Genomic DNA, 23,484 nt, shown 5'->3' with positions numbered 1-23,484 from the left:
AATGTAAAAATTTTTAAAATCAGGATTCCATAGTAGTTTTGAAAAGCAAGGTTAAAAAATCTAGTATGTCCGCAAAGCTTTGACTTTACACTTTGCGAACCGCGCGTAATCTTTTCGTACTTTTCGATTAAATTAGTTCAAACTAATTAAGAATCAAATCGATATCCTCAGATAATCTTTCAGCTAATTCAGGTTTGTCGCTGTTGTTTAATATCCACGGAACCAATTTTCCCCTTTTTAAAATTTCTTCTTTAGAATAAACCAAACTAAAATATTCTGTTGCGTTTGCATCTAATTTTACGTCTTCATAATAAAAACGAGACTTTTTTAGAGAAGGATATTTATCTAACAAATAATCATTTAAAGTAAAAGAAGCACCTTCCTTGTATAAATCTTCAGGAAGAATAGGAGTAATAGTAATGTGCTTAATAGTATCTTTTAAATCCTTAAACGCATCTTTTGTAGTCGAAAAATCAGACTGTTGCAATTTATCTTTATCAGATAACTGACGAATAACAGAAAGCCTGACATAATCTCCGTTTATTTCAATTACTTTAAAAATAAAATAATAATTCTGCATGCTTTGACTGCCGTTTGCCCCTCGCTGTTTACAAAAAACAAAACTGCCCAGCTGCAATTTATGCTCTGGATTATTTATGGCTTTTCTCCATGTATAAGGTTTGTAAACCAATTGTTTAAAAACGTATAAAACAATAATAACGGCAACGATTATTAAAATTATTTTTTTCATTGATGCACTTTTTATTAAAAATACTAAAATTAGATTGTATTTAACCGCAAAGCACGCAAAGGCTTTTATTTATTAAAGTTTAATGCAAACAAAAAGTTCGCAAAGCTTTGTGTAAAACCTTGCGAACTTTGCTAATCTTAGCGCTCTTTGCGGTTAAATTTTTTAACACTTATATCACTTTGCAATTCCCATTAAGTAAACGCAACAATGTTACAAATACAAATATCTAATTTAGAAAGTCACTTTTCAATTTAAAGAAAACGTAACTATAATGCTAACTTTCTGACTTTAAAGATTGCTGTATAATAATTGCAACGTATGAAAATCTGAAGAGCCATCGAAATATTTATGCAGCACTTCCTGAAAAACAGGTTGTGTATTTTGGATGCTGGCAAAAAGAGTCATGCAAGATTTTAATTTCTCATCATCGGGCATTCCAAATATTTCTTCAGCTGTTTTTTCTTCCTTTCTGATCAATTCTTCGGTAATTTCGACAAGGTGTTTTCCTAAAATTGGATGTTCTAGAAAAGCGATTGCCTCATCTGCACTTTTAATTGCGTAAAATTTTGAATTGTCGCTTGAACCCATTCCTTTTATCTGAGGAAAAATAAACCACATCCACGGAGATTCTTTCTTTCCTTTTTTAATTTCATCAAGAGCAACTAAATATAACTTATTTTGTGCATCTAAAAACCGAAGCAATTCATTTGTATTGTAGGCCATTCTTTACTGATATTTATTTGGGAGATCAGGTCATAAAACTACTGAAAATATGTTTAGTTGTATGCGCTGAAATCTTTTTTTTCCTGCTATTTTTTTTATAAATAAGAGAAATGATTCAGATAAGAAGAACTTGCAGATTTACTTTACAAAAAAAGAAAATAATAGTATTAAACACCTAAAAAATAATCTCGCAAAGCCGTGAATAGGCAAAATTTATTTTTTGCGTACTGTTTCTTTGCGAGATTTTTATAAAGTCTTATTGTTTGCTTATTGAGATCGCTTTACTGGTTTCATTTGTTTTTACAAAATATATTCCAGTTGGCTGTTCTGCAATCGAAATTATATTTCCAGAACCTTCTTTGATTTTGATTCCCAAAGGAGAGAATAGCGTCCATTTTAGCTCTTTAGACAAATGAAATATTCCAGTTGATGGATTTGGATAGATTCTAATTTTATTAGAGTCTTCAGTTGGAATTTCAACACCAAGATTACAGTTATGAACCATGTACATAACATCTTTGGTATTGCTTCCAGTTGCGTTTGTTACTGTGAGTGAAACTTCTTTATTTCCTTCTGTAGAAAAAATAACCGAATGCGGTCCAATTCCAGTTGCGGTTGCAGGCTGAGCGCCAGCGCCAAAATTCCAAGTATAACTATCTACGGTTCCTACTGAAACTGAAGTGAAAGTCACAGCAGTATTAATACAGCCCATTTGTGGCGTAAACTCAAAATCGGCAATAGGAGCAGCGACACTACCAGTCAGTACAAATTCCATTTTATTGACGTTGATGTCATTTTCATCAAAATATAAAGTAATGACATGCGTACCTTGAGTCAAAGCTATATTTGGAATGGCAAACGTTTGCCAAGCCTGAAAACCTCCAGTGTTCGGAATATTAACAACTCCAGTGCTATTAACGCCATCGACTTCAAGATGTAATTTTCGGTTTGCGTACGGAGATGCAATTCTTAAATTTATAGTATAAGTTCCAGCAGTATTTACTTTTGCTGTATATTTCAGCCATTCATCCTTCGCTACATATGAAATATTGAAACCGCCTTCATTGCAGGCTTCTGTTCCTACACCGTCTCCCGCTCGATATGCAGTATCTCCTCCGCCATTTTTATCTAAAAAAGCACTTGGTCCAACATCATAATTTTCGGCTTCAATAATTCCTGGAATTTGAGCAACTGTTCCTAGATAAGGCGCATTGGCAAGCGTCGTTGCTGTATAAAATGCAGTATAAGTAATCGTTCCTGTGGCTGGAGCTTTAAAAGTTTGATTTGCTGCTCCGCCTTGGCTCCAATGATCAAAATCGTAACGAATATTGCCAACGTATTGTGGAGTAGGAGCGTTTAAAGTTTGTAAAGCAGCATTCGCCACAACTTGTTTTGTAGAAGGCGCAGTAACTGCTTTTTGATTGAATTCTAAATTAAGTAGTGCTGGGGAAGAAGTAGCTGTAACATCAACTAAATTCGGTTTAATATCCACAAAAGAAGACGCAGTTAAACCGTTGCTGTCCGTTACTTTTACAGTAAAACGATACCATACATTTGGTGTCTTTTCACCTTGATTGGATGCCGTAAAGTCGCCAGATTTTACCCCTTGCGGACTTGCGCCAGGATGCGAGTGGCCAGCTCCTGGAACATCTTCATGAAATAAATCCATACTCCATGAAAAAGCACTTGCTGGCAAAGTCCCGTCTTCCGTATCTGTAGCTGTGGCTTCAAAATGAACTACATCATCGGCATTCCATTTTAAAGTTGGCAATGGTGAAACTAAAGTAACAGTTGGCGGATTTGTAAATGGCGTTACGGTAAGTGTTGCAGGATTACTGGTTACGTTTCCTGCGGTATTGGTAACAATTACTTTGTAAGGGCCTGCATTTGCAGTTGTAACGTTTGGAATCGTGTAACTTGCACCAGTCGCGCCGTTGATATTTATATTATTAAATTGCCATTGATATGTTAAACCAGTTCCGCTCGCCGAAACGGTAAAAGTTACTGGCGAAGTTGCCATTACAGTTTGAGAAACCGGATGATTTACTATTGTTGGAGCTGCAGTTTCAATATAGTCCAATTTGATTAGAGAACCATTATTTCCGTAAGCACAATAATAGATGTATCCATCATTTCCTAACATCATTCCAAGTGCGTATTGCTGTGGTGCTTCAAAAAATGTAGTCGAAACAGGATCAGCAATATTAGGATCAAAAGATCTTATTTGTGTTCTGACATAGTCTTTAATGATGAATTGTCCCTGAAGATTAGGATAACGAGAAATAGCAGGATTATACAATACACCATTCGTTAAAGCATTTCCGATACTGCCGGTCGCGTATGTAAATATGGGATTAGTAAATAAATTAGTTTCAGTTTGTTTTCCGTCGCCTCCTTGCGGGTGCCCCCATGCATAATTACGAATGGCTGGATTGCTGATTTCGTTTATTTCTTCCCAAGAAGTTCCAACATCCAAAACAAATAATTTATTGGCAGCAACATTTGGCACCAATCGCCACGGATTTCTAAACCCGTAAACCCAGATGCTTTGTCTTTGTACCGAACCGCTTCCATAAAATGGATTTCCTGGAGCTGGCTGTCCGTCTTCTGTAAGTCGGAGGATTTTTCCTTTATAGGTATCCAAATCCTGAGAATTGGTATTCAGCTGACTGTCTCCAACTGTAACGTAAAGAAATCCGTTAAAGAATTTTAAATCTCCTCCGTTATGAAAACCGCCTCCAATAGGTTCTAAAAGCAAAATTTCCTGTCTGCTAACCACTTGATTGGCAGTATTAATTTTAATTCTTTCAATTCGATGTCTGATTACAGTTCCGTCGTTAATCGAATAAAATACATAAATGTAGCCGTTAGTCGCGAAATCAGGGTGAAGTGTTAATCCGAGTAATCCTTGTTCATTATCTGTTACGGTTGTAACGGTAAAAACACTAGAGACAACATTGTTTTGAAACACCTTTACTATTCCGCCTCTTTCTGCAATAAAAATTCGGCCATCAGAAGATTGTTCTAAAGAAAGCCCTTCTTTAATGACGGCTGTCGGAGCAAGATTTTGTGTAATGTATTGAGAATAAGATTGTGATGCGATCATCAAAAGGAAAGCATGCAGTAAAGTGAGTAATTGTCGCCTTGAAGACGTGAAAAGTAGGTTTTTTTTCATAATTATTCAAAATGATTAATAATTTGGGCAACCAAATTTAATCTTTTTCTTCCTAATTATTTAATTTCCAATAATTTCTTTTGAAGATTGAGATGATTGCCACGAAGGCGCAAAGTGGCTAAGTTTTTATTATAGCCACAGATTAAAATGATTTAGAAGATTAAAAAAAAAATGTTTTAAATCTATAAAATCAGCGTGCGAAAATAACTTGTAGCTTTATTTAATACGATGTGTTTTTTTACTTTCCTATAATTTCTTTTCTGTGTAAAGTTCCCCAATCTTTTAGCGCCATTATCACATCTTTTAAAGATTTGCTGTGTTCTGTTGAGGCGTATTCAACAGTTGGCGGGAAAGTATCGTAAACCGTTCTGGTAACCAATTTGTTTATTTCTAGATCTTTAAGTTCTTTCGAAAGCATTTTATCTGTAATGCCATTTATATCTTTAGAAATTTCTTTAAATCGTTTCGGTCGATTTGATAAAGTGATCAATATGGGGATTTTCCATCTGCCGCTTAAAACCTCTAATGCATCTCTTACCGGAAGCAGTGAAGACAAGCATTCTTCTGGCTGACAGGCAATTTTCTCCGTTTTCTTACTTGCTATTTTCATATTTATACTGTTACTATCCTCAAAGATAGCGCTATCCTTGAGGATAGTACTATAAAAGAGATAGCAAATGTACATAAGTTTGTATTATAAACAAAACAAGTATAAAATGAGTAAAAAGATTCTGAACATAATAACAAGCACCAAAGGAGATGCTTCATTTAGCAATAAATTATCTAATGCTGTTCTACAAAAACTGAAAAGAACATACGGAGAAACTCAGGTTAAAACGCTTGACCTTTCGAAAGCGCCTTCGCCTTATTTAAGCGGATTGGATATTAGTGCTCTTTATACTCCGGCAGAACAGCGAAGCGACGCTCAAAACGAAACTTTAAAATACTCAGATGAGGCGACAACAGATCTTATAGAAGCTGATATTGTTGTGATTGGTGTTCCTCTTTATAATTTTGGAATTCCAGCAGTATTAAAAGGCTGGATTGACCAGGTTGCAAGAGCTGGCAAGACGTTTAGTTATGATGAAAATGGACCAAAAGGATTATTGACAGATAAGAAAGTGATTTTATCTATTGCTTCCGGTGCCGTTTTTTCTGAGGGACCATACCAAAGCTATGATTTCTCTGAACCTTATCTGCGAACGGTTTTTGGATTTTTAGGAATTACAGATGTTACTGTTTTTCGTGTCGAAGGTTCTGCAATCCCACAATTAGCTGAGAATGCTTTGCCAAAAGCTTTAATATCAGTTGAAGAGTTTGCTTTTTAATTGAGTCATATACAAATTTAAACGATCATCATTGTCATTTTACTTTAACAGTGATGACCGTTTTATTTTTAATATCAAATAATTATTATTTCTCAATAATCATTGTAATTCCTTGTCCGCCGGCAGCGCAAATCGAAATAAATCCTCTTCCTGAACCTTTTTCGTTTAATAACTTAGCCATAACACCAATTATCCTGCCTCCAGTTGCAGCAAAAGGATGCGCGGCTGCAAGACTGCTGCCTTTTACATTCAGTTTTTCTCTGTCGATTGCGCCTAGTGTTTTCTTTAAACCTAATTCGGCACTCAATTCGGGGCTTTCCCAGATTTTTAAGGTTGCCAAAACCTGAGCAGCAAAAGCTTCATGAATTTCATAAAAATCAAAATCCTGTAAAGTCAGTCCCGCTTTTTCGAGCATTCTGCTGGCAGCGAATAAAGGTGCTAGTAAAAGATTCTGCTGATTTTTGACATATTCAATCGCAGCAACTTCTGCAAAAGTAATGTAAGCTAGAACAGGCAGTCCGCGTTCTTTTGCCCATTCTTCACTGGCTAGAAGTATACACGATGCGCCGTCTGTAAGAGGTGTTGAGTTTCCAGCCGTTAATGTTCCGTTTGTTTTGTCAAATGCCGGATTTAATTTGGCTAACTTTTCGATTGAACTGTCTTTTCTCAGATTATTATCTTTTTCTAATCCGTTAAAAGGTGTGATCATATCATCAAAAAAACCTTCATCATAGGCTTTTGCCATATTCAAATGGCTTTTAAGTGCTAAATTGTCTTGGTCTTCTCTTGAAATCTTATAATATTTTGCAGTAATTTCAGTGTGACCGCCCATTGAAAGTCCGGTCTGAGATTCTTCGTTTCTCGGAACCAAAGGCGTTAAATCTGCGGGACGAAGTTTTAAGAAAGTCTTGATTTTTTCTCCCAATGATTTTGCTTTTCGAGCATTCAGCAAAATTTTTCTCAATTTTTCGCTTACTGCAATCGGCATGTCACTAATAGAATCTACACCTCCTGCAATTCCAGAATCAATTTGTCCTAAAGCAATTTTATTGGCGATATAAATGGCACTTTCTATTCCGGTATCGCACGCTTGTTGGAGATCGCAGGCTGGCGTTGCAGGATCGAGACTGGTTTTCATAACGCATTCTCTGATCAAATTACTGTCAGATGTATGCTTGATTACGGCACCACCAACAACTTCACCTAATAATTTACCTTTTAAATGGTATTTATCGATAAGTCCGTTTAAGGCGGCTGTCATCATTTCTTGATTTCCAACTTCTGCGTAAGCGGTATTGGCACGTGCAAACGGAATTCTATTATAGCCAACAATGGCGACTTTTCTAATGGTATTGTTGTGATTCATTTTTATGTTTTTAGGGAAGGACTAATTTTATTTTCTAAGAATAAAGATAGGAAGAGTTATTTGTAATATGATATTAAGTACTTAAGATAATTTTATCTAGAGCATTTATAATAAAATTAAAGCTGTACTTTTTTATATTTATTTAGAATGAATAAATATAATTTGGAAAACCAGATATTAGGAGTTACTTTTGCCAACGAAATTTAACACCTTACTAAAATGAATATAAATAGTATCAAAAAAATTTTCTTCTTAACAGTTCTTTTGGGTTCATTAAACATGATGAGTCAAGAGTTGGGAAAAGTGAGCGGAAAAGTTACTTTAAGTGGTAATGTCCCTGCAGAAAATGTTTCAGTTGCTCTTAAAGGAACAAAATATAGTGCAGTAACCAATTCTACCGGACAATACGAAATTAAAAATGTAAAACCAGCGTCTTATACCATTACGATCAGTTCTGTAGGAATTCATAGAATTGAAGATCAAATTGTGGTTACAGCAAAACAAACTACAAATAAAAACTTTTCACTTTCTGAAAGCCAGGAAGATCTTGATGAAGTAATTATTACAAAAAATAAATACAAACAAGACAAACCTTCATTGTCACTGCGTCTTCAGACTCCGATACTTGAAATTCCGCAAAACATTCAAATTGTTAGTGCCCAGACTTTAAAAGACCAGCAAATTATCAGTATGAGTGATGGCGTTATCCGTAATGTGAGTGGAGCGGTGCGTTTAGAGCACTGGGGAGATATGTACACAAATATCACGATGCGTGGATCTCAAATTCAAGCTTTCCGTAACGGATTTAATGTGGTTTCTTCTTTTTGGGGCCCCTTAACAGAAGATATGAGTTTTGTAGATCATATTGAATTTGTAAAAGGACCGGCAGGATTCATGCTTTCTAGCGGAGATCCAAGCGGACTTTATAATGTAGTTACTAAAAAACCAACCGGAATTACAAAAAACGAAGCGACTGTTATGGCAGGAAGCTATGATTTTTACAGAGCAAGTATAGATCTTGACGGTAAATTTGATGAAAAAGGTAAATTTTTATACAGATTTAATGGTGCATTTCAGAAAAAAGGATCTCATCGTCCTTTTGAGCACAATGACCGTTACGTAATTGCTCCGGTTCTTTCTTATCAAATTGATGATAAAACCAAAGTTACTTTAGAATACAATTATCAAATGGCCAATATGACAGAAGTAGGTTCGTACTATGTTTTTGGTGCTGATTCTGGAGGTTACGCAACAATGCCTGTAGACTTTACTATGACACAGCCAGGTTTGCCGGATACAAAAATTAACGACCACAGCGGATACTTGGTTTTTGAACATAAATTTGATGACAACTGGAAACTTACTGCTCAGACAACTTACTTTAAATATCTTCAAAAAGGATACAGCTCATGGCCAAGTGCTGTAGGTCCAGGTCCAGTAGATTCAAATTTTGACGGTATTCCAGAGGGAACTCTTGCCAATGGTGAAATTATTAGAAATGTTGGTATTTGGGATTCTGAAAGCAATATGTACCTAGGTCAAATATTTTTGAACGGAAAATTCAACACAGGTTCAGTAAGCCATAAAATATTGGGTGGAATAGACTTAGGAAGCAAAGATTATATTGCAGATTGGGGTCAGTCGCATGATCTTGACACTGTTGATAATCCATTTAATGTAAATGCTCCAAATTATGGCCCGCCTTCAAACGGAATGCCGAATTTTGACAGAGCAACTTCTTTAAAAGACAGAGCTTTGGCTGCGGGTGGTATTATGAATTCAGAATATGCTGCTGGTTATGCTCAAGATGAATTGGGTTTCTTTGAAAATAAATTAAGATTGACTCTGGCTGCAAGATACACTTGGATCAGCCAAGCAAGCTGGGGCGGTGCGCCAATCTCAGATTCTCATATTACACCACGTGTAGGAGTAAGTTATTCTGTAACAGAAAGTCTTGCCATTTACGGATTATATGATCAAGCTTTTACACCTCAATCAGGTATTATTAAAAGCGGTGATAAAGTAAAACCTCTTACGGGCAATAATATGGAAATCGGTATCAAAAAAGACTGGTTTGACGGTTCATGGAGTACAACTTTAGCAGCTTACAGCATTTTAAAGAAAAACGAACTTACATCTGATCCTGCTAATAGTCCTGGAGAACAATATTCTGTTGTTTTGGGAGAAAAAAGAGCGCAGGGTGTTGAGCTTGATTTGAGAGGAAAAATCTTTGATGGCCTTAATCTTATTGCAAACTACGCCTTTACAGAATCTATTGTAAATGAAGTTGACCCAGCGGTTTCTGCTGCAACCGGAATTAAAGTTGGCGACATTGTACCTGGATATTCTAAACATGTTGCAAATGCATGGCTAAATTATACGGTTCAAAGCGGTAAAATCAAAGGATTTGGAGCTTCTATTGGAGGAACCTTCCTTGACGGACGCCAAACGGATACTTGGAGTGTTGGACTTCAAAAACTGCCAAGTTATTTCAAGCTTGATGGAGGTTTGTCTTATGAGATTGGAAAAATTAAAGTTACAGCAAATGTTTTTAATATCTTGGATAAATACCTTTACAGCGGGTCTTACTATTCTTACCTTAATGCTTACTACTGGCAGACAGAACAGCCAAGAAACTTTAGAGTTGGGTTAACTTATAAATTCTAAGAATTTTTCATCTCGAATTTTTCATAAAAAAAGCATCCGTAAAGGGATGCTTTTTTTTTAAGTTACAAAGGTTCAGAGTTACAGAGGGTCAAAGGTTATAAAAATCCATTTAATCTGTGACATCTGTGGCCAAAAAACTACCCTTTTTTTATCAAAGGAATTACTTTTGTTCCAATGAGTTCTATCGCATTCATTAATTGGTTGTGAGTAAGCCCTGCATTATCCATTTGGAAAGTAAATCTTGAAATCCCGCCAAGTGATTCGCTGTGTCGCAAAATTTTCTCAGCAACACGCTCCGGACCACCTACTATCAAAACGCCTTCGTCATCAATAAGTCCATCGAATTTGGCTTTTGTTACTGGTGGCCAACCGCGCTCGAGTCCTAGTTTTGTCCAAAGTTCAGCGTAGCCCGGATAGTATTCTTCAATTGCTTTATCTGTTGTAGTTCCAACATAACCTGGCGAATGTATTCCTACTTTAAGTTCTTCTGGCTTATAACCTGCAGCTGCTCCAGCTTGACGGTACAAATCAATCAGTGGACGAAAACGGTGTGTCTGACCTCCAATTATGGCTACCATTAAAGGCAAACCAAGGCTTCCAGCTCTAATAAACGATTCTGGAGTTCCTCCAACGCCTAACCAAACGGGCAGTTTTTCCTGCAATGCCCTCGGATAAACCGGAAGATTATTTATTGCTGGACGAAATTTTCCTGACCAAGTCACAAATTCATTGTCTCTAACTTGTAAAAAAAGTTCCAGTTTTTCTTTAAAAAGAGCATCATAATCATTCAGATTAAATCCGAAAAGGGGATACGCTTCAATAGATGATCCTCGTCCTACAACAATTTCAGCTCTTCCTTTAGAAATTAAATCTAATGTTGCAAAACTTTGATACACTCTCACAGGATCTGCAGCGCTTAAAACCGAAACAGCACTTGCTAATCTAATGTTTTTTGTCCTTGAAGCCGCGGCACTTAAAATTACAACTGTAGCCGAATCTAAAAACTCTTTTTTATGATGCTCTCCAATTCCAAATACATCAAGACCAACTTGATCTGCCAATTCAATTCTTTGAAGGAGCTGTTCCATAGCATCAACACTGCTTAAACTGTTGTTGCTTCCGTACATTGCCGAAGCAAAACTATCTATTCCTATTTCCATTTTTTTAATTTTTTAGCTTTAGTCTTTAAGCAATTAATGTGAAAATCCCAGCGAGACACTTGTAATAATGATTAAAATAACGATTGAAGTAATCACTACATAAAGGTAGTCTTTCTCTAAAAGGAAAGAAAACAACGAAAGTAAAACTCGAAATACCGGCGTTAAAAACAGCAGTATAATTCCAAAAAAGATAAGCGATTCGCCATTTCCTTGAATAACGCCTTTGTAAACAGAAGATATTACTTCAAAAATATTTTGGTCATTTTCTTTAAAAACGGAGTAATCTTCAATAGCTGTAGAATGTCGCATTAAATATACAATTCCGCCAACAAAAGCCACTGATAATGAAGTCCAAACGCCATAGCGCAATAGATTCCCTATAATGGATTGAAAGTCTTTTTCTCCAAATTTTTCGTTTTGCATAACTTTAGATTTTTCCATTAATTCCGTTATAAATCATATTTACTGCAAGTACAAAAATCAGACAGGCAAAAAATATTCTCAGTTTTTTAGGGTTTGTTTTCACTAATACTTTGGCTCCCGCCATTGCTCCAAACAAAACGCCAATAACAACAGGCATACAAATTCCGGGTTCGATATATCCTTTTTGAATGTAAATAACAGAACTTGCCATTGCCGTAACGCCCATCATAAAATTGCTGGTTGTAGTCGAAACTTTAAACGGAATTTTCATAATATTATCCATAGCGATTACCTTGAAAGCACCAGAACCAATTCCAAGCAAGCCCGACATCATTCCGGCAATTCCCATCATTCCAAAACCTCCAACTACATTTTTGGTTCCGTAACTGATTACTTCTCCGTCATGCGAAGGATAAGTTCCCTGAAGTTTTAGCTTTTTTGCTAATAAACTAGATTCTAATACAATATGTTCTTCTTTTTTTCGAAGTGAGTTTATAGCCGAGAAAATTAAAGTAAGTCCGAATAAAACGGCGATGAATGAAGTAGGAGCAATTGTGGAAAGCAATGCACCGCAAACAGCACCGATTGTAGTGGCAATTTCGAGGAAAATTCCCAGACGCATATTGGTAATTCCTTCCCGAACATAAGCAGCTGCAGAACCCGAAGAAGTTGCAATTACTGAAACCAATGCCGCGCCAATAGCATAATGAATATCGACTCCTAAAATGACGGTTAAAAGCGGAATAATAATAATACCGCCTCCTAAACCTGATAATGAACCAATAAAACCCGCTAAAAAAGCGCCAAGAATCATAATCAGGGTAAATGTAAGTACTGTCATTCGGATAAATTTTGTTTCCGCTAATTTACGAATAGAAATTTGCTGAGGGAGTTTTTAAGAGCTTAAAAAATACTTAAAAAGACGAAAACGTTTTTTTATTTTACGAAACGACGTTGAAATTAAACATTTTTTTGTACCGATGAAATGTTCCTAGGAACATGATGCTTTTTAGCTTAAAAACTTAGGAGACCTTTTAATTACTTAGAGATCTTCACGTTTAATTTCAATGCATTAAACTTTTATTAACAAAAACTAAAACTTCATTAGTTTATATTTGTAAGAAGAAATTAATTCAAAAGGCTGTCTTTATGAAAATCAAGTTGTTTGTTTACCTATTTCTATTGGTCATTTTTTCAGGATCGTCATATAGCCAAAATGTAAAATTGATTAATGTTGATCAGCTACACGAAAGAATAAAAAATGGAAAAGACAGTACTTACGTAGTCAATTTTTGGGCAACTTGGTGCGCACCTTGTATTAAAGAATTACCACATTTTGAAAAGTTGAAATCCGAATTTAAAACAGAAAAATTAGCTGTATTATTAGTTAGTGTCGATTTTAAATCAAAATTAAGCACCTCAGTTATTCCTTTTGTGAAAAGAAAAAACCTGAAAAATGAAGTCTTTTTATTAAATGAAAGCAGTCCGCAGGAATATATTGACCGTATTGATCCTTCTTGGTCAGGCAGTATTCCGGCAACCATTTTCATCAAAGGCGATAAACGAAAATTTGTCGAAACGGAATTTACGTACGAACAATTATTAAATGAATATAAAAAACTGTAAACCTCTTAAACCATGAAAAAAATAATTCTTTTATTAGTACTGGCATTTTCTGCTTTTATTTCTCAGGCTCAAAATGCAACGCTGAAAGCTGGAGATCCTGCACCAGATTTTAAATTGAAAAATGTAGACGGTAAAGAAATTTCTTTTGCAAGTTATCCAAAAGCAAAAGGTTTTATCGTAGTTTTTACCTGTAATACTTGTCCGTATGCTGTAGCGTATGAGCAAAGAATTATTGAGTTGGATAAAAAATTCAGATCTCAAGGATATCCTGTAATTGCTATTAACCCAAATGATCCTGAAGCCTCAAAAGCTGATTCGTTTGATAAAATGCAGGATTTAGCGAAAGAGAAAAAATACCCATTTCCATATTTGTATGATGCAGGACAAAAAGTTACAGATCAATATGGTGCAAAACATACACCGCATCTTTTTATCGTTTCTAAAACGGCAAAAGGAAATGTTATAGAATATGTTGGGGCAATTGACAATGATCCAGAAGGAACAAAAGCAGAAAAAACGAAATATGCCGAAGAGGCTATTGCTGCATTGCAAAGCAATAAAAAACCAGCAGTGACACAAACAAAAGAGATTGGATGTACTGTAAAAAGAAAAGCAAAAGCTTAATTTTTAGATTTTCTTCTAATAATAAAACGCCTCATTATTGAGGCGTTTTATTTTCTATAGACTTTTTAGTTTTTTCATAAAGACAGGAAATACTTCATTCAACTCGTCAAAAAGAGGATTTTTTCGGTGTTTTAATTTTATTTCTCCAAATAATTTCAAGCCAAGTGCAAACTGAGTTGCTTCTTCAGGCGTATCAAAAATGTTTTTGTTTTTCATTCTTTCGATAATACTGAAAATTTCATCGTGATTATCGAAATCTAATTCAAGTTCTTGGGCAGGCTCTGTGTCGCCGTTTGCATATTGCGACAATTTTAATGTCAAATGATATTTGTTAGATTTTTTTTCCATCTGATAATTCTATAATTATTTTATCCATTTATCTACAATTACCTTAAAGGTTTCTTTGTATTGCTCTCCCACAGTTATTTCAATTTTATCTACAAAAATGGAGTTTTTGCTGATGGCACTTATTTTTTCTAGTGCAACAATAAAAGAACGATTCATTCGCATAAATTTTGAAGAAGGCAGTTTTTCTTCAAGCGCTTTTAAAGAAATGAGCGACATTAAGGCTTTATCTGAATTTTCAAGATGCACTTTTACATAATCTTTCAAACTTTCGATATATAAAATGTCTTTTAAATTCACTTTTACCCAATGATATTCGACCTTTAAAAATATAAATTCATCATCAGGATTAAAAGAGTGGTTTTCTTGTGAAGATTCTTCGACTAATTGGCGCACTTTGTTTGCAGCGCGCAAAAATTCTTCATAACTAAAAGGTTTTAAAAGATAATCAATGGCATTAACTTTATAACCTTCAATAGCATAATGATTGTAAGCAGTTGTAAAAACAATCTTTGGCGATATTCCAGGCTGTTCTTGTAAAAGTCTTGCTAATTCCATTCCCGTTAAATTCGGCATATTAATATCCAAAAAAACAAGATCGGGCTGTTTTTCGCGAATTAAACCCATGGCTTCAACGGCATTGTCACAGCTGGAGATTAATTCCAGAAATGGTGTTTGCTCAATAAAAGTTTCTACGAGTTTTAATGCGAGCGGTTCATCGTCTACTGCTATACATCTTAATGTTGTCATTAGTCTAAAGTTATTTGCAGTTTTACATTATACATGCCATTTTTGCCAATTCCAGCTTTTAATGAATGCTTGTTCGGATAAATTAAATGCAGTCTGCGTTTTGTATTTGTTAATCCAATACCGCCTTCGTCAGTTGTTGAAGATTTTTCGAAATAGGTATTTTCTACTTCAAATTCAAGAATGTTTCCCTTCTGTATTAGCGAAATATGTATTAGACTTTTATCAGTGGCATGAATACCGTGTTTAAAAGCATTTTCTACTAAAGGTAGCAATAACATCGGAACAATTGGGTAATCGTGTATTTTTTCTGGAATATCTGTTGTAATCGTCAATTTGCTGTTAGCTCGAAGTTTCATGAGCGCAATAAAATCTCTCATAAATTCAGCTTCTTTCAGCAATGTGGTTCTTTCTTCAGTGCTGTAAAGAAGATATCGCATCATTCTGCTTAGAGTATGGAGCGCATTTCTAGAATCTTCAATATCGGTATAAGTAAGAGAATAAATGCTGTTAAGCGAATTAAAGAAAAAGTGCGGATTAATCTGTGCTTTCAGCATTGCTAATTCTGCGGCTGTTTTATCTTGTTCCAGTTTTTGTTTATGTTGGGCTGCTTTTTGCCAATATTGCAGCATTGACCAGCTTGTACTTATACCCAAAACCAGCAAAGTGAGCATTAAAACATAATTGTCAAAATAAGGATTTCTGTATTTTGTAAAACCTAAAACCAAACTTACTTTAGTGTGAACATCGGTTTGAGAAGAATAAAAATACGCGATAATCTGCATGGCAAAAATTATAAGAAAAGACCAGACTAAATAAGGAGTGGTATTGTTTCTTATTATTGTTTTTGGAACTATGATTTTGGCATTAGAGTAAAAAATAATAATTAAGAGAATCAATATGATAATCTGCCAAAGCCAAAAAACGGACGGCAAAACTACATTCCATGTTATAGGAATATAAAATAGCATGATAAATCCCAATAATAACCAGGCAAGGATATGTAATCCCGCAAACATATAGGGTCTAGAAAGGTTTGGTGCCATTATAAGTTATGATTTTTATTGACAATATTACATTTTATTTGCATATGATCTTTTAACCAATCGTCCAAAATGGTGCTATAATCTCTAAAAACCGCTTTACAGACGACGAGCCTCAATTGAAGAGGCAGTAGATGCATCTGTATAATTTTAATCGTGTGGCAATCCATTTATGTCGATTCTATTGGCCTCTACGTCTATTGAAAAATTGCCGCTTACACTATTTTAGTTCCTTTGTTTATTAATAAATAGATAATCTCATATTTGATAAAAATGAATAAGCAATCTTTTTTAGGCATTCTTGCTGCAACAGTTATCATCACTTCATGTGGAAATAAAAACGACCAAGCGGCACAAGCCGGAGCGGCTCAAGTTAAAGAGTATAAAACACTGGTATTGCAACCAGAGTCAGCAACATTAAATACTGATTTTCCTGCGAGTATTCAAGGGCAGCAAAATATAGAAATCCGTCCAAGAGTGGAAGGTTATATTGATAAGATTTTTGTTGATGAAGGTGCTGTTGTAAAAGCAGGCCAGCCTTTGTTTAAAATCAGTGCTCCAGAATATGAGCAGCAGGTTCGTACTGCGGCGGCAAGCATTAAAAGTGCTCAAGCAGAAGTAAGTGCAGCAAAACTGGCTGTTAACAAAGTAAGACCTCTTGTCGAAAAAGGAATTATAAGTAAATATGATTTAGAGTCGGCTCAATATACTTATGAATCGGCGGCTGCTAATTTGGCTCAGGCAAATGCAGCTTTAGTAAATGCTAAAACTAATTTAGGTTATACTACTGTAACAAGTCCGGTTAATGGAGTTGTAGGTTCAATTCCGTTTCGTTTAGGAAGTTTGGTAAGTTCAAATACAGCTGAAGCTTTAACGACTGTTTCCAGTATTGGAAATGTGTATGCCTATTTTGCTATGAATGAAAAAGCTTTACTGAATTTTACACAAAGTGGTTCTGGAACTACAATAGCGCAGAAAATCAAACAATTCCCACCTGTCTCATTATTACTTTCAGACGGTTCAGAGTACACTGAAAAAGGTCGTATTGAAACTGTAAATGGACTTATTAATACTGAAACTGGTTCTGTAAACATCAGAGCAAGATTTGCTAATCCAAAAGGAATTATCAGAAGCGGAAGCAGCACGACAGTTCGAATTCCAAATGAAGTAAAAGATGCTATGATCGTTCCTCAGAGCGCTACATTTGAACTTCAGGACAAAATTTTTGTTGTAACAGTAGGAAAAGACGGAAAAACGAAAAACGTCAATATTACCAAACTTGAAAACACAGCTGGAAATTATTATGTAGTAACAAGCGGCTTAAAAGCTGGAGATCAAATTGTATTAGAAGGAGTTGCCTCTTTAAAAGAAGGAAGCGAAATAAAAACTCAAAATCAGCAACCAGAAACGGTTTACGCAGACTTAAAATAAAAGCCAATGTTTAAAATATTTATACAGCGACCAGTACTTTCTACAGTAATATCGGTCATCATCGTAATTTTAGGTGTTTTAGGACTTGTTGAGTTGCCTATTTCTCAATATCCGGATATTGCACCGCCTACAGTAAACGTTTCAGCCAGTTATACCGGAGCCAATGCAGACGTAGTGCTTAAAAGTATTGTAATCCCGCTAGAAGAGCAGATTAACGGTGTGGAGAACATGACTTACATGACATCCTCAGCAACCAATGACGGAAATGCGTCTATCAAAATTTTCTTCAAAGTAGGAACAAACCCAGATTTAGCAGCGGTAAACGTGCAGAACAGAGTTTCTCGCGCAACAAGTTTATTGCCAGTTGAGGTAACTCAAGCAGGTGTAACTGTAACGAAAAGTCAGAGCAGTAACTTATTGATTTTTTCTTTATACAGTGATGACAAAGCTTACGATCAGACTTTTCTTCAAAATTATGCGAAGATCAATCTTGTACCGCAAATTCAGCGTGTTGTTGGAGTAGGAGATGTAACGGTTTTTGGGGCAAAAGATTATTCTATGAGAATCTGGCTAAAACCAGACATCATGCAGCAATACAAGCTGATTCCGAGTGATATTTCGGCTGCTTTGGCAGAACAGAATATAGAAGCTGCGCCAGGGAAATTTGGTGAAAATGGAGATCAGGCTTTTCAATACGTTATTAAATATAAAGGGCGTTTAACAAGTGCTCAGGAATTTGGAGATATTGTGATAAAATCTGTTGGAAACGGACAAATATTACGATTAAAAGATGTTGCTAAAGTAGAATTAGGATCTCTAAGTTATTCTTCTACAATTAAAACAAACGGAGTAGAATCTGCGGCAATGGCAATTAGCCAGACTCCAGGATCTAATGCACGTGACGTAATCAACAACTCGAAAAAATTGATTGAGGAAGCTGCAAAAAGCTTCTCGAAAGGAGTAAAATACACACTTTTAGTTGACGTTAACGAAAACCTTGATGCTTCTATTGAAAAGGTAATTCACACTTTGATTGAAGCTTTTATATTGGTTTTTATCGTAGTATTTATTTTCCTTCAAGATTTTAGATCTACTTTAATTCCCGCGATTGCAGTTCCGGTTGCTATTGTAGGAACGTTTTTCTTCCTGAATTTATTCGGTTTCACCATTAACTTATTAACGCTTTTTGCAATGGTTTTGGCGATTGGTATTGTGGTAGATGATGCTATTGTCGTCGTCGAAGCAGTGCACGCGAAACTGGATCATGGGTATAAATCGTCTAAAAAAGCGACAATCGATGCAATGAGTGAAATTTCGGGAGCGATTATTTCGATTACACTTGTAATGGCTGCCGTATTTATTCCAGTAACTTTTATTACAGGATCTACCGGAGTTTTTTACAAACAATTTGGTATCACATTAGCAGTTGCCATTATCCTTTCGGCTGTAAACGCATTGACTTTAAGTCCAGCATTATGTGCGTTACTTTTAAAACCTCATGCTGACGATCACAAACATAAAAGTTTTATTCAGAGATTTTATACCTCGTTCAACGTTGCATTTGATAATGTAACCAACAGATACAAACGCTCGGTTAGTTTTCTTTCCGTTAAAAAATGGATTGTACTTGCAGCGATTCTTATTGCCAGTGCAGGATTATTTTATATGATGAAAACGACACCTTCTGCTTTCGTTCCTGCGGAAGATCAAGGAACTGTTTTTGCTAATATTAGCTTACCGCCATCAGCTTCTATGGAACGTTCTGATGTAATAGCTAAAAGAGTAGACAGTATTGCGCACACCATTCCAGGTGTTAAAAATACCCTTCGTATTGTAGGGCAGAACTTTACAGCAGGTGCGGGTAGTGCTTACAGTATGGTAATTGTAAAATTGTTGCCTTGGGATGAACGTGAATTAAGCGTTAATGACGTAATTGGACAGCTTTTTGCCAAAACAAGCGGTATTCGTGAAGCTAATATTTTCTTTATTTCGCCTCCAACTATTCAAGGTTTTGGACAAAGTGGTGGATTCGAATTTCAATTGCAAGACAAAGGAGGCCATACAACTGCAGAATTCTTTAAAGTAAATACTGAATTTTTAGAAAAATTATCGAAACGCCCTGAAATTCAATATGCAACAACGCCATTTAATCCAGGTTTTCCTCAATATATGATGGATATTAATCTGGCTAAAGCCAAAGATGCTGGTGTTTCAATCAATTCTATCTTGTCAACGATGCAGGGTTATTATGGTGGATTGTATGCTTCGAATTTCAATAAATTCGGAAAACAATATCGTGTTATGATTCAGGCTTCGCCAGAATTCAGAACCAATACAGAAGGATTGAACAAAATATTTGTACGCAACAGCGCTGGAAATATGGCGCCAATTACAGAATTTGTAAAAATGACCAGAGTTTTTGGACCTGAATCTATTTCGAGATTTAACCTTTTCTCTTCTATTGCCATTACCGGAGCTCCAAATCCTGGATTTAGTTCTGGAGATGCTATTAAGGCAATTCAAGAAGTTGCAGCAGAAAATCTTCCAGCAGGTTACGGATATGAATTCTCAGGATTAACTCGTGAGGAATTAGCTTCAGGAAGTGAAACTATTTTCATCTTTATTCTGTGTTTGGTTTTTGTTTATTTCTTGTTAAGTGCGCAGTATGAGAGTTATATCCTCCCATTTGCTGTATTATTCTCGATTCCGTTTGGATTAGCCGGAGCTTATTTGTTCTCGATTATTTTCAAACTAAACAGTAACATTTATCTTCAGATTTCCTTGATCATGCTTATCGGACTCCTTGCGAAGAACGGTATTTTGATTGTCGAATTTGCCCTTGAAAGAAGACGTAAAGGATTGCCGATTGTTCAAGCAGCAGTTGAAGGAGCCGTAGCGCGTTTAAGACCAATTTTGATGACATCTTTTGCTTTTATCTTAGGACTTGTACCGTTGATGTTTGCATCAGGAGCGGGAGCTGTCGGAAATAAATCAATTGGAACTGGAGCTGTTGGAGGTATGTTAATCGGAACCATTTTAGGAGTTTTTGTTATTCCGGTTTTGTTTATCGTTTTCCAGACTTTACAAGAAAGAATTAGTGGTCCGGCAAAGGAAAATTACGATGACGAAGGCGATGATGACGAGGAAATACAACTTATAGAAGCTCATAAAGAGTAATAATTTAATTCAGAAGAAATGACTCATAGTTCAAATAAATATATTCTAATGGTAATTGCAGCCGCGCTTTTAAGTGCATGCTCAATTACTAAAAAGTACGAACGACCAACAACACTGTCGACAGATAAGCTTTATCGTGATCAGGCTTCCGCCGATTCGACTACGATTGCTAATATGCCTTGGCAGAGCGTTTTTAAGGATGAAAAACTAAATGCGTTGATTCAAAAAGGATTAGATAATAACCTTAATTTGAAAAATGCTATTGAAAATATTATACAGGCTCAAGCTTCGCTTCGTCAAAGTAAATTGGCATATTATCCAACATTACAGCTCGATGCCAATGCAACACGTACCAAACAGTCTGAAGCAGGACTAAACTTTCCTGCAGGAATTAATATCAATACCCTGACTACAACTTATAAATTAGGTTTAAGCACATCTTGGGAAGCTGATATCTGGGGGAAACTAAGCAGTTCTAAAAGAGCAGCTTTAGCTTCGTATTTAGCTACAGATGCAGCGAAACAAGCGGTTCAGACACAACTAATTTCAGACATTGCAAATAATTATTTCTTGCTATTAGCATATGACAAGCAATTGAAAATCACGCAGGAAACATTAGAAAGCCGTGTAAAAAATGTAGAAACCATTAAAGCTTTAAAAGAAGGTGCAATTGTAACTGGTGCGGCGGTTGTACAAAGTGAAGCCAACCAGCATGCAGCCGAAGTTTTGATTCCGGATTTGAAACAAAGCATTCGTGAAACCGAAAATGCTATTAATATTTTATTAGCACAAGCACCAGGACCAATCGACAGAGGAGAATTAGGAACGCAGGTTATTCCTGAAAATATTGCAATTGGTGTGCCTTCTCAATTATTACAGAATCGTCCAGATGTTCGTCAGGCAGAATATAACTTCAGAGTTGCTTTTGAATCGACAAACCTTGCTAGAACCTATTTCTACCCAAGTTTAACGCTCACAGCTAGCGGTGGATTTTCGAATTTGGAATTAAAAGACTTTTTCAGTAATTCTATTTTCTATTCGATAATTGGCGGATTAACGCAGCCGATTTTTAATCAGGGTTTAAATAAAACAAGATTAACAACAGCACAGTCACAACAACTGCAAGCGTATAATAATTTCCAGCAAAGCCTATTGACGGCTGGGCAGGAAGTTTCTAATGCTTTGTATTCCTACCAAATGGCTGTTGAAAAACAAGATTCAAGAGAAAAACAAATTGAAGCCTTAACTAAAGCAGTTGATTATACACAACAGCTTTTAGAATATAGTTCGGCTACGAATTATACAGATGTATTAACATCAGAACAAAACCTTTTGGCAGCGCAATTAAGTGGTATAAATGATAATTTGCAGAAACTGCAGGCTGTTGTTAATTTGTACAGAGCTTTAGGCGGCGGTTGGAAATAATCGAAATTACTCTTATTTAAATATTTAAAAAACGCCTCAAATCTGAGGCGTTTTTTTATTTGAAGTTTTATGTCGGTTATAAAGTCCTGTTCGTCGATTGGTTTAGTGGTTCTGTATAATGAATGCGATAATCAATTTTATTGGCATTACTTTAGCTTTGTTTAAATCAAATTAACATTTAAACAATAGAAAACATGAAAAAATTAGTATTCGCCTTAGTGCTCTTTATGAGTATATTTTTTGCTCACGCACAAGTTTCAATTAATGTAAACATTGGAACTCCTCCTAGCTGGGGACCAGAAGGAAACGATGACAGCAGATATTATTATTTACCTGATATTGATACTTATTATGATGTTGCTCAAAGTCAGTACATCTATGCTAATAATGGTAAATGGGTTCGTGACAGCAGGCTTCCCTCAAAATACAGACAATATGATTTGTATGGAGGTTACAAAGTAGTTTTAAATGATTATAAAGGAAATACTCCTTACACATATCACACTAAACACAGAGCAAGCTATCCTAAAGGATATCATGGAGCACCTCAAAAAAACAGAGGAAATAAACCTGAGAAAAACAAATCTTATAACAACCAAAAACCAAAAAAAGATAATCCGAAAAATACCAAAGGAGATCCAAGAGGAAATTCTAAAGGAGATTATAACAATGATCATAAGCAAAAACACGATGATCGCCACTAATTCAAAAACATGACAAATGAAAAACGCCTCAAATTATTGAGGCGTCTTTTTTTAGTACAACTATATAGTTTTAGATTAATTCTTTACCTTAAAAAAACACTTATATTTGTTGTTCACTTTAAGCGGAATGGCTTTCAAAATCAATAAAAATGTTTGATGTTCTTTTTTCTCATATTCTTAAAAAAGTACCCTTGACAGAGGAAGAAAAAAGCACTATCAAAAGTTTTTTTATTTCTAAAAACCTTCGAAAGAAAGAATTTTTGCTTCAAGAAGGAGAAATTTGCAGTTGCCTTTCATTTGTATCAAAAGGTCTGCTGCGTTCCTATTATATTGATGACAAAGGCGATGAACATATGAATTTGTTTGCTTGGGAAGGCTGGTGGTCGTCTGATATTTATAGTTTTAGCTTTGGCGAAAATGCTCAATTTAATATTGATGCACTAGAGGATTCTGAATTGCTTATGATTACAAGAGAAAATTTAGAGAAAATGACTTTACAGGTTCCTAAAATGGATCGTTATTTCCGTATTCTTTTCCAAAATAGTCTCGCAACAAAAGAACGAAGATTAGTCAGTTCGAATTCTTTTACTGCAAAAGAAAAATACATTCAATTAGCTGAAACCAATCCAGAAATGATTCAGCGCGTTCCTCAAAATCTAATTGCTTCTTATCTGGGTTTAGCACCAGAAACATTGAGCCGTATTAAAAAAAATATTGCTTTGGGCACATAATTTAACTGCGTAAAATTAATACAATACTTGATCCAGAT

Annotated in this window: 20 protein-coding genes; 9 read left to right on the top strand and 11 right to left on the bottom strand. The window is 35.5% G+C overall.

Features of this window, described 5'->3' with window-relative positions:
- Window positions 1-142 precede the first annotated feature (142 nt).
- The 4 genes from IRZ83_RS02005 to IRZ83_RS01990 all read right to left on the bottom strand — a co-directional run bounded on the left by IRZ83_RS02005 (window position 143) and on the right by IRZ83_RS01990 (window position 5,259).
- Window positions 143-751 (bottom strand): hypothetical protein, encoded by a 609-nt coding sequence (locus IRZ83_RS02005; protein ID WP_194566483.1) that lies wholly within the window; start codon window positions 749-751, stop codon window positions 143-145.
- A gap of 288 nt (window positions 752-1,039) precedes the next feature.
- On the bottom strand, window positions 1,040-1,474 hold the full coding sequence (locus tag IRZ83_RS02000) for a DUF1810 domain-containing protein (protein ID WP_194566481.1): 435 nt from the start codon (window positions 1,472-1,474) through the stop codon (window positions 1,040-1,042).
- Between the two features lie 256 nt (window positions 1,475-1,730).
- Window positions 1,731-4,649 carry a PQQ-dependent sugar dehydrogenase gene (locus IRZ83_RS01995; RefSeq protein ID WP_194566479.1) on the bottom strand — a complete coding sequence of 973 codons (2,919 nt, stop codon included), beginning with the start codon at window positions 4,647-4,649 and terminating at the stop codon, window positions 1,731-1,733.
- 238 nt (window positions 4,650-4,887) lie between these two features.
- On the bottom strand, window positions 4,888-5,259 hold the full coding sequence (locus IRZ83_RS01990) for a winged helix-turn-helix transcriptional regulator (RefSeq protein ID WP_029269809.1): 372 nt from the start codon (window positions 5,257-5,259) through the stop codon (window positions 4,888-4,890).
- Between the two features lie 106 nt (window positions 5,260-5,365).
- Here IRZ83_RS01990 and IRZ83_RS01985 point away from each other — a divergent pair, with 106 nt between their 5' ends.
- Complete coding sequence (locus IRZ83_RS01985) at window positions 5,366-5,977, top strand: FMN-dependent NADH-azoreductase (RefSeq protein WP_194566477.1); 612 nt, start codon at window positions 5,366-5,368, stop codon at window positions 5,975-5,977.
- A gap of 85 nt (window positions 5,978-6,062) precedes the next feature.
- Here IRZ83_RS01985 and IRZ83_RS01980 read toward each other — a convergent pair whose 3' ends face one another.
- Window positions 6,063-7,343 (bottom strand): acetyl-CoA C-acetyltransferase, encoded by a 1,281-nt coding sequence (locus tag IRZ83_RS01980; protein ID WP_194566475.1) that lies wholly within the window; start codon window positions 7,341-7,343, stop codon window positions 6,063-6,065.
- Between the two features lie 219 nt (window positions 7,344-7,562).
- On the opposite strand from IRZ83_RS01980, the gene IRZ83_RS01975 reads away from it, so the two are divergent.
- Entirely contained in the window at window positions 7,563-10,010 is a 2,448-nt protein-coding gene (locus IRZ83_RS01975; protein WP_194566473.1) for a TonB-dependent receptor, read from the top strand.
- Between the two features lie 137 nt (window positions 10,011-10,147).
- Here the strand turns inward: IRZ83_RS01975 and IRZ83_RS01970 are convergent, their stop codons facing one another.
- Genes IRZ83_RS01970 through IRZ83_RS01960 form a run of 3 tightly spaced genes read right to left on the bottom strand, consistent with a single transcriptional unit; the run spans window position 10,148 to window position 12,434 of the window.
- The gene (locus tag IRZ83_RS01970; protein WP_194566471.1) at window positions 10,148-11,170 is read right to left on the bottom strand and encodes an LLM class flavin-dependent oxidoreductase; all 1,023 of its coding nucleotides are present in this window, start codon (window positions 11,168-11,170) and stop codon (window positions 10,148-10,150) included.
- 33 nt (window positions 11,171-11,203) lie between these two features.
- Window positions 11,204-11,611, bottom strand: a complete 408-nt coding sequence (locus IRZ83_RS01965; RefSeq protein WP_082447127.1) for a DUF1634 domain-containing protein — start codon at window positions 11,609-11,611, stop codon at window positions 11,204-11,206.
- Window positions 11,598-12,434 (bottom strand): sulfite exporter TauE/SafE family protein, encoded by an 837-nt coding sequence (locus tag IRZ83_RS01960; RefSeq protein ID WP_029269822.1) that lies wholly within the window; start codon window positions 12,432-12,434, stop codon window positions 11,598-11,600. Before IRZ83_RS01960 ends, IRZ83_RS01965 begins: the two co-directional genes overlap by 14 nt.
- Before the next feature lie 308 nt (window positions 12,435-12,742).
- Between IRZ83_RS01960 and IRZ83_RS01955 the strand changes: the two genes are divergently transcribed.
- Complete coding sequence (locus IRZ83_RS01955) at window positions 12,743-13,219, top strand: TlpA family protein disulfide reductase (protein ID WP_194566469.1); 477 nt, start codon at window positions 12,743-12,745, stop codon at window positions 13,217-13,219.
- Between the two features lie 12 nt (window positions 13,220-13,231).
- Complete coding sequence (locus IRZ83_RS01950; RefSeq protein WP_194566467.1) at window positions 13,232-13,843, top strand: thioredoxin family protein; 612 nt, start codon at window positions 13,232-13,234, stop codon at window positions 13,841-13,843.
- 54 nt (window positions 13,844-13,897) lie between these two features.
- Here the strand turns inward: IRZ83_RS01950 and IRZ83_RS01945 are convergent, their stop codons facing one another.
- Genes IRZ83_RS01945 through IRZ83_RS01935 form a run of 3 tightly spaced genes read right to left on the bottom strand, consistent with a single transcriptional unit; the run spans window position 13,898 to window position 15,981 of the window.
- The gene (locus tag IRZ83_RS01945) at window positions 13,898-14,191 is read right to left on the bottom strand and encodes a DUF3861 domain-containing protein (RefSeq protein WP_194566464.1); all 294 of its coding nucleotides are present in this window, start codon (window positions 14,189-14,191) and stop codon (window positions 13,898-13,900) included.
- Window positions 14,192-14,206: 15 nt separating this feature from the next.
- The gene (locus tag IRZ83_RS01940) at window positions 14,207-14,938 is read right to left on the bottom strand and encodes a LytR/AlgR family response regulator transcription factor (protein WP_194566462.1); all 732 of its coding nucleotides are present in this window, start codon (window positions 14,936-14,938) and stop codon (window positions 14,207-14,209) included.
- A complete protein-coding gene (locus IRZ83_RS01935; RefSeq protein ID WP_194566460.1) occupies window positions 14,938-15,981 on the bottom strand; it encodes a sensor histidine kinase in 1,044 nt (347 codons plus the stop codon). Before IRZ83_RS01935 ends, IRZ83_RS01940 begins: the two co-directional genes overlap by 1 nt.
- A gap of 270 nt (window positions 15,982-16,251) precedes the next feature.
- Here IRZ83_RS01935 and IRZ83_RS01930 point away from each other — a divergent pair, with 270 nt between their 5' ends.
- From IRZ83_RS01930 to IRZ83_RS01910, 5 genes are all read left to right on the top strand, one after another.
- Window positions 16,252-17,409, top strand: coding sequence for an efflux RND transporter periplasmic adaptor subunit (locus IRZ83_RS01930; protein ID WP_029269834.1), 1,158 nt, complete (start codon window positions 16,252-16,254; stop codon window positions 17,407-17,409).
- Between the two features lie 6 nt (window positions 17,410-17,415).
- A complete protein-coding gene (locus IRZ83_RS01925; RefSeq protein ID WP_194566458.1) occupies window positions 17,416-20,586 on the top strand; it encodes an efflux RND transporter permease subunit in 3,171 nt (1,056 codons plus the stop codon).
- Window positions 20,587-20,604: 18 nt separating this feature from the next.
- Entirely contained in the window at window positions 20,605-22,011 is a 1,407-nt protein-coding gene (locus tag IRZ83_RS01920; protein ID WP_194566456.1) for an efflux transporter outer membrane subunit, read from the top strand.
- 194 nt (window positions 22,012-22,205) lie between these two features.
- On the top strand, window positions 22,206-22,715 hold the full coding sequence (locus IRZ83_RS01915; protein WP_194566454.1) for a hypothetical protein: 510 nt from the start codon (window positions 22,206-22,208) through the stop codon (window positions 22,713-22,715).
- Window positions 22,716-22,864: 149 nt separating this feature from the next.
- Window positions 22,865-23,446: a Crp/Fnr family transcriptional regulator gene (locus IRZ83_RS01910; protein WP_194566452.1), complete on the top strand. Its 582-nt coding sequence runs from the start codon at window positions 22,865-22,867 to the stop codon at window positions 23,444-23,446.
- The last annotated feature ends 38 nt before the right edge of the window (window positions 23,447-23,484 follow it).

This window comes from Flavobacterium sp. JLP, assembly GCF_015350755.1.
Lineage (GTDB): Bacteria > Bacteroidota > Bacteroidia > Flavobacteriales > Flavobacteriaceae > Flavobacterium.
Note: the sequence above shows the minus strand (reverse complement) of the source record. Positions and strands in the feature narration are given on the sequence as shown.

Coding starts and splice junctions, on each gene's coding strand:
- IRZ83_RS02005 (WP_194566483.1), bottom strand. CDS start 751: ATGAAAAAAATAATTTTAATAATCGTTGCCGTTATTATTGTTTTATAC.
- IRZ83_RS02000 (WP_194566481.1), bottom strand. CDS start 1,474: ATGGCCTACAATACAAATGAATTGCTTCGGTTTTTAGATGCACAAAAT.
- IRZ83_RS01995 (WP_194566479.1), bottom strand. CDS start 4,649: ATGAAAAAAAACCTACTTTTCACGTCTTCAAGGCGACAATTACTCACT.
- IRZ83_RS01990 (WP_029269809.1), bottom strand. CDS start 5,259: ATGAAAATAGCAAGTAAGAAAACGGAGAAAATTGCCTGTCAGCCAGAA.
- IRZ83_RS01985 (WP_194566477.1), top strand. CDS start 5,366: ATGAGTAAAAAGATTCTGAACATAATAACAAGCACCAAAGGAGATGCT.
- IRZ83_RS01980 (WP_194566475.1), bottom strand. CDS start 7,343: ATGAATCACAACAATACCATTAGAAAAGTCGCCATTGTTGGCTATAAT.
- IRZ83_RS01975 (WP_194566473.1), top strand. CDS start 7,563: ATGAATATAAATAGTATCAAAAAAATTTTCTTCTTAACAGTTCTTTTG.
- IRZ83_RS01970 (WP_194566471.1), bottom strand. CDS start 11,170: ATGGAAATAGGAATAGATAGTTTTGCTTCGGCAATGTACGGAAGCAAC.
- IRZ83_RS01965 (WP_082447127.1), bottom strand. CDS start 11,611: ATGGAAAAATCTAAAGTTATGCAAAACGAAAAATTTGGAGAAAAAGAC.
- IRZ83_RS01960 (WP_029269822.1), bottom strand. CDS start 12,434: ATGACAGTACTTACATTTACCCTGATTATGATTCTTGGCGCTTTTTTA.
- IRZ83_RS01955 (WP_194566469.1), top strand. CDS start 12,743: ATGAAAATCAAGTTGTTTGTTTACCTATTTCTATTGGTCATTTTTTCA.
- IRZ83_RS01950 (WP_194566467.1), top strand. CDS start 13,232: ATGAAAAAAATAATTCTTTTATTAGTACTGGCATTTTCTGCTTTTATT.
- IRZ83_RS01945 (WP_194566464.1), bottom strand. CDS start 14,191: ATGGAAAAAAAATCTAACAAATATCATTTGACATTAAAATTGTCGCAA.
- IRZ83_RS01940 (WP_194566462.1), bottom strand. CDS start 14,938: ATGACAACATTAAGATGTATAGCAGTAGACGATGAACCGCTCGCATTA.
- IRZ83_RS01935 (WP_194566460.1), bottom strand. CDS start 15,981: ATGGCACCAAACCTTTCTAGACCCTATATGTTTGCGGGATTACATATC.
- IRZ83_RS01930 (WP_029269834.1), top strand. CDS start 16,252: ATGAATAAGCAATCTTTTTTAGGCATTCTTGCTGCAACAGTTATCATC.
- IRZ83_RS01925 (WP_194566458.1), top strand. CDS start 17,416: ATGTTTAAAATATTTATACAGCGACCAGTACTTTCTACAGTAATATCG.
- IRZ83_RS01920 (WP_194566456.1), top strand. CDS start 20,605: ATGACTCATAGTTCAAATAAATATATTCTAATGGTAATTGCAGCCGCG.
- IRZ83_RS01915 (WP_194566454.1), top strand. CDS start 22,206: ATGAAAAAATTAGTATTCGCCTTAGTGCTCTTTATGAGTATATTTTTT.
- IRZ83_RS01910 (WP_194566452.1), top strand. CDS start 22,865: ATGTTTGATGTTCTTTTTTCTCATATTCTTAAAAAAGTACCCTTGACA.